Origin of the sequence: Staphylococcus sp. URHA0057 (genome assembly GCF_000620265.1) — a bacterium.
In the GTDB taxonomy this organism is placed as follows: domain Bacteria; phylum Bacillota; class Bacilli; order Staphylococcales; family Staphylococcaceae; genus Staphylococcus; species Staphylococcus pasteuri.
Genome location: NZ_JHVS01000007.1, coordinates 228,428 through 236,929, shown reverse-complemented (window position 1 = coordinate 236,929; position 8,502 = coordinate 228,428). Strand labels below are relative to the sequence as shown.

Annotated in this window: 8 protein-coding genes and 1 rRNA gene; 1 reads left to right on the top strand and 8 read right to left on the bottom strand. The window is 30.2% G+C overall.

Translation table 11 applies throughout. From position 1 onward, the window contains the following. The 8 genes from N524_RS0105610 to N524_RS0105575 form a co-directional block, all read right to left on the bottom strand. Positions 1–216 (bottom strand): 16S ribosomal RNA (locus N524_RS0105610); the annotation flags it as partial. Between the two features lie 440 nt (positions 217–656). After that, positions 657–1,721 carry a P-loop NTPase gene (locus N524_RS0105605; RefSeq protein WP_017638499.1) on the bottom strand — a complete coding sequence of 355 codons (1,065 nt, stop codon included), beginning with the start codon at positions 1,719–1,721 and terminating at the stop codon, positions 657–659. 147 nt (positions 1,722–1,868) lie between these two features. Further along, positions 1,869–3,317, bottom strand: coding sequence for an MDR family MFS transporter (locus N524_RS0105600; RefSeq protein WP_425331996.1), 1,449 nt, complete (start codon positions 3,315–3,317; stop codon positions 1,869–1,871). Between the two features lie 69 nt (positions 3,318–3,386). Continuing rightward, complete coding sequence (locus N524_RS0105595; RefSeq protein WP_017638497.1) at positions 3,387–3,854, bottom strand: SepA family multidrug efflux transporter; 468 nt, start codon at positions 3,852–3,854, stop codon at positions 3,387–3,389. A gap of 198 nt (positions 3,855–4,052) precedes the next feature. Beyond that, entirely contained in the window at positions 4,053–5,384 is a 1,332-nt protein-coding gene (gene sdrM / locus N524_RS0105590; RefSeq protein WP_029055883.1) for a multidrug efflux MFS transporter SdrM, read from the bottom strand. 133 nt (positions 5,385–5,517) lie between these two features. Beyond that, entirely contained in the window at positions 5,518–6,204 is a 687-nt protein-coding gene (gene trhA, locus N524_RS0105585) for a PAQR family membrane homeostasis protein TrhA (RefSeq protein ID WP_029055882.1), read from the bottom strand. An 18-nt stretch (positions 6,205–6,222) separates the two neighbouring features. After that, positions 6,223–7,410, bottom strand: coding sequence for a UTP--glucose-1-phosphate uridylyltransferase (locus N524_RS0105580; protein WP_029055881.1), 1,188 nt, complete (start codon positions 7,408–7,410; stop codon positions 6,223–6,225). A gap of 69 nt (positions 7,411–7,479) precedes the next feature. Beyond that, positions 7,480–8,001 (bottom strand): metal-dependent hydrolase, encoded by a 522-nt coding sequence (locus N524_RS0105575; protein ID WP_017638493.1) that lies wholly within the window; start codon positions 7,999–8,001, stop codon positions 7,480–7,482. A gap of 200 nt (positions 8,002–8,201) precedes the next feature. On the opposite strand from N524_RS0105575, the gene N524_RS0105570 reads away from it, so the two are divergent. Next, the gene (locus tag N524_RS0105570) at positions 8,202–8,462 is read left to right on the top strand and encodes a SunI/YnzG family protein (protein WP_017638492.1); all 261 of its coding nucleotides are present in this window, start codon (positions 8,202–8,204) and stop codon (positions 8,460–8,462) included. The last annotated feature ends 40 nt before the right edge of the window (positions 8,463–8,502 follow it).

The window sequence follows — 8,502 nt, the reverse complement described above, 5'->3', positions numbered from 1 at the left end:
CCGTCTTTCACTATTGAACCATGCGGTTCAAAATCTTATCCGGTATTAGCTCCGGTTTCCCGAAGTTATCCCAGTCTTATAGGTAGGTTATCCACGTGTTACTCACCCGTCCGCCGCTAACGTCAAAGGAGCAAGCTCCTTATCTGTTCGCTCGACTTGCATGTATTAGGCACGCCGCCAGCGTTCATCCTGAGCCAGGATCAAACTCTCCATAAAAAATTATGATGTTTGATTAGCTCATAAAAACTAAATTAATTGTTGTAACTTTCGTTACATTATTGGAATTAACGTTGACATATTGTCATTCAGTTTTCAATGTTCATTTTGTCGCAATCTCTTACATTGTATTACTTTCAAAATCGAAAGTCAATATTTAATTAAGATTACTTTTATAAGTTTAATTGATTTAATTCATCTTCGCAATAGTAAGTTTTACACTTTTTTAACGAAGTTTTAATAAACTTAATTTGCCGTTTTTGACGACTTTTATATAATATCAACTTTAAGATTTAAAGTCAATAATTAATTTAAATCTTTTTGAATTGCTATATGTGAATTAATAACTCACAAGAAATTATTCTAACAGGATTTTTCTAAAATGCAATAGAAAAAGCGCATAAAATCTTTATTAATTTTATACGCCTTTTTACAATTGATTATTTTTGTGTAGTTGCTATTACTTTTTGTGCTATAGTTTGGTAAATTTTACCTAAACGATCTTCAGGTTGATAAATAGATGGAGAAAAGTCATTTGGATTCCAGGTTGGCTGTTCTAAAGGTAACTCTCCGAACAATTGTGTATTTAGCTCATCAGCTAATTTAGTACCTCCGCCTTTACCAAATACGTATTCTCTGTTACCTGTTTCTTTACTTTCGAAGTAACTCATATTTTCAATCACGCCTAAAATTGAGTGATCAGTGTGTTTAGCCATAGCACCTGCTCTTGCGGCTACGAATGCTGCTGTTGGGTGTGGAGTTGTTACTATTATTTCTTTACTTGACGGTAACATCGAATGAACATCTAACGCTACATCTCCTGTACCAGGTGGTAAATCAAGTATTAAATAATCTAAATCTCCCCATCTTACTTCAGTGAAAAAGTTAGTAAGCATTTTACCAAGCATAGGTCCTCTCCAAATAACTGGAGCATTTTCTTCAACAAAGAATGCCATTGATATAACTTTAACGCCATATCTTTCTACAGGAATCACTTCTTTACCTTCTATACCTGGTTTTTCATCAATACCCATCATATCTGGAACACTAAATCCATAAATGTCAGCATCTACTAAACCTACTTTTTTACCTTCTCTTGCTAAAGCAACAGCTAAGTTAACGGCAACCGTAGATTTACCAACGCCGCCCTTACCAGAAGCAATTGCAATAAATTCTACTGGGTTATTTTTAGATAATAGTCCTTCTATTGTTTTTGGTTTCTCTGTGCCTTTGCCTCTATATTGTTCTACTGTATCAGCAGGTAATTCTTCAAATCTAATTCCAACAGTTTTAGCGCCGTTTTCTTTTAATACTTTAACTATTGCCATTTGAAGGTCTAATTGAGGTTGACCTCCTAATTGAGCCATAGCAATTTTGACACTTACATGTTCAATTTCTTCTTTAATAGAAACATCTACTATACCGTCTGTTTCTTTTAAAGGTACATCAATAATTGGATCTTTTAACTCTCCAACTAATTCTTTGACTTGATTTACCGTTAACAAAGTAAATCCCCCTTATTTATATTGTCTTAACTAAATAAACATATTTTGTCATTACCTAGTCTATCTTTTTTAGTATAAGACTTTTTTTAAAATAAAAAAAGAAGTTAGCTTAATTTAATAACTAACTTCTTAATAAAACTAATCCTATTAAATATCTCTAATATTTTTTGACTTATTTCTTGATTCTTTAATGAATAAAGCAAAACAGAATGCAATAACTACAAAGACTGTAACAAGTGCAAATGACACATCTACACCAGCAGCAACAGTTTGACGTTGTATCATTTCTTTACTACCTGATGTAGCAATTGTTGATCCTAGCCATTTTGAACCCATGCTCATAAAGGTTACCATTAAAGCCGTACCTAAAGAACCTGCCATAACTCGTCCAAAGTTCATGATAGCTGTACCATGTGAAATGTCGCTGTTTTTTAACGCATTTATACCAGCAGTATTAATAGGCATCATAAGTAATGAAACTGCAAACATTCTAATAGTATAAATCACAATCAAATACGTATATGATGTGTCCGCTTTTAGGAAGCACAATAAGAATGTACATATAGTTAATATTATAAATCCTGTAATAATTAATGGTCTTGGTCCATATTTATCATAAAAACTACCAGTAAATACAGACATTAACCCATTAATAATTGCACCAGGCATAATCACTAATCCTGATAATAATGCAGATAATGCTAATGCGTTTTGTACATATAATGGAATAAGTAATGCTGGGCCAACCATGGACATCATCACAATCATTGAAGTAATTGTACTAAAACAAAATACTTTGTTACTAAATACTTTCAAATTTAATAATGGATTAGATATAGATAATTGTCTCCTAACAAATACTAATATAATTAAAACACTAATGATTAATGTACAAATAATAACCGGGCTACTAAAGCCTAAACTACCTGCACTACTAAATGCATATAACATCATACCGAATCCTAATGTTGAATATACAATTGAGCGTTTATCAAGTTTCGTTTTCTTAGTATCGTTATAGCTTGAGATAAAAATAAAACCAAAGATAAGTGCAACTAAAGCAATACCTACAATAATAATGAATGGTACTCTCCAACTCACATGATCAATAATCAAACCTGTAAATGTAGGTCCAATCGCTGGCGCAAACTGAATAACTAATCCAGCAAGCCCCATTGCAAATCCACGTCTTTCTCTTGAGAATAACGTAAATAATGTAAATTGCATTAATGGCATTAACACGCCAGCACCTATAGCTTGAATTACTCTTGCAGTCATTAAAACCCCAAAGTTAGGTGCTATAGCAGCTACTATTGAACCAATCAAGAAAGTTCCCATTGCTGACAAATATAATGGTCTCGTTTTGATTCGATCCATTAAATATGCAGTTAAAGGAATCATGACCCCATTAACTAGCATAAAACCAGTAATCAACCATTGTGATGTATTCTCATCAACTTTTAACCCTCTCATAATATGGGGTAATGCTGTATTAAGTAATGTTTGGTTAAGGATTGCCACAAAAGCACTAATCAGCATTACAGAAACAATTAAATTCTTACGTCTTTTACTAATTTCTATATTGCTCACGTACATAATCTCCTTTATTCAGTAATAGTATACAATTCAACCAAACTTTAAATAATTATTCAAATATACTGCTTACTATTTTTTATTATTTAGATTAGTACTATCAGGATAAAATATTTCCTTACATATATATAAGAAGCCTATTATAATCATAATTACCCAAAATTTAATATCAATATAAGTGTAATGCACGTGAATAATGAAATAAAACAATACTGTAGTAACTGAGTAAGCAATTAAATGATATGTTATTCCTTGAAAATATGGATTTTGTGGGAGACGTTTTCTAAAATAGTCCATTAGATGTTCGACTGCAAATAGCGTGAAATATCCTAATACGATATAACTACCATAATAAAAAATATTGTCATAAAAGCTTTTATTATATCCAAAGTAGCCTAACTTGAAATATATGAGTAACCTACTTAACCCATATAACCCAAATCCTAAAAACATTAAAAATATCGTTCCAGAAATTATAAAAATAGTTAGAACAATAAGTGTAGATATTAAATTATAAAATTTATCTTTAAAAAACTTCATTACACTTATCCCCCTAATTTATTCAATACAAATGTATTTTACCACTAATTAATGACCTTATAAAATTATAAAAAATGAGAAGCTAACATGAAGTAAATATAAAGTATCACAAAATCATGAATTAGTCTTACCGTCGTTTAATACAAATATATGTTTAGAGCCTAAGGCACTTAAATATGCCCTAGGCTCTTTTATAGTTTAATTGCTTTGTTTTTTATATATTAATGCCCAGCTAATAATTAAAATTATTTCTACAGCAATTACAAAACTTAATATATTTTGTAGATCTGACCCAAACCAACCTGCTTTGATTGCATATAAATAGCCCATTAAAGTTGAACCTATTGATGAACCTAAATTTTTAGTTAGAGAGTAAAATGACATCATTTTCTTCATTTGATTTGGAGTCGTTTCTTCCTGAACTATAACACTGTCTTTTGTGTAAATATAACCAAAACCTACACCAGCTAAAATAACACTAAGTGCAATGAGTAATGGTAATTTTAAACCGAATAATATGATAATACTTGATACAATAATTAAAGTAAAAGCCGATAAGTATAAAGTCTTTCTTGTTAAGCTTTCTTCGACTTTACCCAAATAAAAATTAAATATTGTCCAAGCTACTGAAAGTGGGAATATAACTAGACCACTTTGTAATGGGCTGATACCTACTTTTTCTTGTAAATAAACTGGTATATAAATATTGAATCCCATAAGACATAACGCAGTTAATAAATCTGTAATAAAGACTAAAGATATTGATTTATTAAACTCGACTACTGGTAAAAATGGGTGATCACTTTTCTTTTCAACTTTATATAATAAAACAGCTACACACACTGCTAAAATCAAACTGACTATATTTAAAATGAACATCGTTTGATTTAATAAACCGTACATTAATAAACCAATAAAAATATAAAATAATGTTAAACCTTTAGCATCAAAATTAATATTTTTATTAACCTCTTCCTCTTTAAAGTTAAAGGTAAAAATAATTAAAACAATAGCAATAATAGCTATAGGTAAGTTAATAAAAAATAACCAGTGCCATGTTGCAACTTCTAATATACCTCCACCAACGAGTGGCCCTACTATACTAGAAATTCCCCAAACACTACCAACAATACCCATTACTTTATATCTTAAAGGAATTTCAAAAGCTAATTTAGGTACAATTTGTGATAGAGACATAATCACTCCAGCACCAAAGCCTTGTATAATTCTTGAAATAATTAATAATGTAAACGTATCGCTTAAACCAGACATCAAACTCCCAATACCAAATAAAATCACACCGCATATCGCAACAAACATGATTTTAAAACGTGATATAAATTCACCAACTATTGGGTTAGCAATGACTAACGCAATAAAGTAAACAGTAACTACTAACGAAATATGTTTACCTGCATTTAAATCACGATTAATACTAGGAAGTCCTAGAGATATAATAGAGGTTTCAATTGCAGCCATGAACATAATCATAATTAATGCAATGACTGTAACAATAGATCTTAATTTCATTATTTTACTCCCTTTCGTTTTCTTTCAACTCAAACAATAATATAGACTTTATGCTGATAAAACAATCGTATATTAGTATGAATTTTTGAAAATAAAAATGACGAGGCCAATCCCCGTCATTTTTGTCATACTTTTATTTCATAAAAAATAGAATGCCAATCAAATGGAAAAAAGAAGCTACCACTATAAATATGTGCCAAATCATATGGAAGTATGGACGGTTTTTCTGGGCATAAAACCAAGCTCCAATAGTATATGAAAGGCCACCTAAAACAATAAATAAAATAAATAACCATGATGTTCTTAATATGATGATAGGTGCAAAGATTACACCTACCCATCCCATTACTAAATATACAATTAAACTCAGTTTGTGATTAACATGAGTAGCCAGTGATTTATATAAAATCCCCCATACTGTAGAACCCCATAATAGTAAAAACACTAACCAACCGAGCCAACCACCAATCACATTTAATAATATAGGTGTATAAGTTCCTGAAATTGCTATATAAATCATACTATGATCAATAATTCTCAACACATATTTTTGCAATGTGTGATTAGCCATAGCATGATATATAGTTGAAGATATAAACATTAAAAATATACTAATTACAAATATAGATATACTTGTTGATAAAAGCGCGCCACCCTTATTATAACTATGAACAGCAGCATAAGGTAATATCATCATTGTAATCAGTGAGGCAACACCGTGAGATATAGAATTACCTATTTCTTCACCGAATGACAGTGGCATGATGTCTCTAAATGAACTTTTATTAGTGTTATTTTGATGTGTTTCTGAATTTGCCATTTGCTTATCCACCTTAATTTAGATCATGTTCATTCTTTTTAAATCAGCAGTAGCTGTTTCTACGCTATCTTTACCTTCTTTGTTTTTTAAAGGTGAAAATTCTTCTTCTCTAGGAACTTGTAGTGTGATAAAACTTGTACCATAACGGAATATATCAAAATAAAATAGTTCAAATTTTAAAGTTGGTTGTTCTATTACACCAAAATCTTCATCTAGTTGTTTCAGATTTTTTATAGCTATATGATACGGTAATTCTCTATCTACTGCACTCATAATAAATCCTAATTTAAAAGCATGTATTCCGATATTAGCATTTTCAAATTGATTAGCTATATTTGGGTCTAGTTCAGAGTATTCAAGTACAGTATCTTTACTATCTTTGTTCACAAGTCTTCCTACACTTTCGCCATGTTTAGGTTGAATCGTTTTAGATGTAATATCTTTATTGTTAGCAACAGTGAATCCTGCAAACATAGGATCTAATACTTTTACTAATACATTATCAATATTATTTAAGAATACATATTTCACATTATCTTGTTTCATCTTGTCAAGATAACCCGCTTTTTTAAGCGATTTAAATATACCGCCATTACCATTTGGTATTTCCATGATATGTCCAGTTTCATTTAATACAAGTTGACCCGCTTCACTTAAAGCTACAATATTATCTTGTTTAAAGAAATGAATCTTTTCAGGGTCATATTTAAAATAGTTATGTTGAGCAAAGTAATCTTTAGTTGCTTCATGATTAATATCACTTGTCATGATGTACCAATCTATCGTATGACCACTTTGTTCTTTTAAATCAATTAATTGACGTGCCTGTAGTTCAAATAAACTAACACCTTCTATTTCAAATGAACCTTTTGGTCCAGAATAACCTAATCGAGTTCCTTGACCTCCAGCCATCAACACAACAGCAAACTGCCCATTTCTAATTGCTTCAATGCCTTGTTCTTTATATGTATTTATCGTTTCATTATCCATATTAGACTTTACTGAATACTTAACTTCTGAAACATCCGAAGTATCATCAATTGTTTGTCTATTAACATATAAGTTGTTATACATTTTTTGAATGTCTTCTAAATCTAGTGTTTCAATTTTCTCTTCAAGTGCTTGTTTTTCATTAGTGCTCATTAATTTTTCATATTCATATATATGCTGTTGATTAAATTTCTCTAATTTGTTTTTGTCTAACATCAATTAGTCTCCTTATGTAAAATATAAATTTTCGCTCGATAACCTTATCATAAATACACTATACAATTTTTAATCATTCGCAAAAAAGTATCTCCAATAATGTATGATATCATTTACTCCAATTTGAAAAAACACATAAACAGCACCAACTGTTAATGCAGTAGCAAGAGATAAATCTACAAGCCCACCTGTTTTAAAGTTAATCGGCATTTTAATTGTGATAGGTAAAGGATATAAAAATTTTACTCCTTTAGGTGTAATCATATCTAGTATAACATGTGAAAACAAGCCTATGATAATAGCTACTCCATAATATACTGGCGTATCGATGAGATATAATAAAAAACCTATAATACCAATAAATAATAAGGAATGGGTGAATGTTCGATGTCCAAAAATAAGTCGAATGAAAAAACTAAGTAATTTAAATTTCTGTCCAATTTTACTTTGTGTATGACAAATATCTGGTAACAAACTAGAAATCACTGATAAGACAACCACTGTTACTGATGAAAATAAGTCTGTATGAAAATACTGAGTTGTTAATGCGCCTACTAATAAACCACACGATGCATGTGTCTTTCCAGTCATAATTACCTCTCCTTTAATAGCAATATTTTACCATATTTAACCACTTTATACGAACGTATTTTCGGTTACTATTTACCAAATCAACATCATTCCAATTAGTATGACTTAATTTATAAAAAGTATCACATTATGTGTTGAAAACGTTTCCAAAATAATATATGATATATGTACAAAAATAATTAAAGGATGTGTATTGAATCATGGCAATGACAGTAAAAAAAGATAATAACGAAGTAAGAATTCAATGGAGAGTTGCAGATATTAAAATACCTACAAACGAAATTAAAAATATTTATCAAGACCAAGACATCCATGCTGTTCCAAACGCTGAAGGTAGAGAAATCTCTAGAATAGGTTCTACTTTTGGCAAAACAAATCGAGTTGTAATTGATACAGCTGACCATGAATACATTATTTATACTCAAAATGATCAAAAAGTTTATAATGAGCTAACTAAGTAAACTCTAAAAATAGGTTTACTTCTGTATATATCGGGGCAAT

Excerpts from the sequence above, each read along its gene's own strand:
- N524_RS0105600 (WP_425331996.1), bottom strand. The coding sequence starts at position 3,317 with ATGTACGTGAGCAATATAGAAATTAGTAAAAGACGTAAGAATTTAATT.
- N524_RS0105595 (WP_017638497.1), bottom strand. The coding sequence starts at position 3,854 with ATGAAGTTTTTTAAAGATAAATTTTATAATTTAATATCTACACTTATT.
- sdrM (WP_029055883.1), bottom strand. The coding sequence starts at position 5,384 with ATGAAATTAAGATCTATTGTTACAGTCATTGCATTAATTATGATTATG.
- trhA (WP_029055882.1), bottom strand. The coding sequence starts at position 6,204 with ATGGCAAATTCAGAAACACATCAAAATAACACTAATAAAAGTTCATTT.
- N524_RS0105580 (WP_029055881.1), bottom strand. The coding sequence starts at position 7,410 with ATGTTAGACAAAAACAAATTAGAGAAATTTAATCAACAGCATATATAT.
- N524_RS0105575 (WP_017638493.1), bottom strand. The coding sequence starts at position 8,001 with ATGACTGGAAAGACACATGCATCGTGTGGTTTATTAGTAGGCGCATTA.
- N524_RS0105570 (WP_017638492.1), top strand. The coding sequence starts at position 8,202 with ATGGCAATGACAGTAAAAAAAGATAATAACGAAGTAAGAATTCAATGG.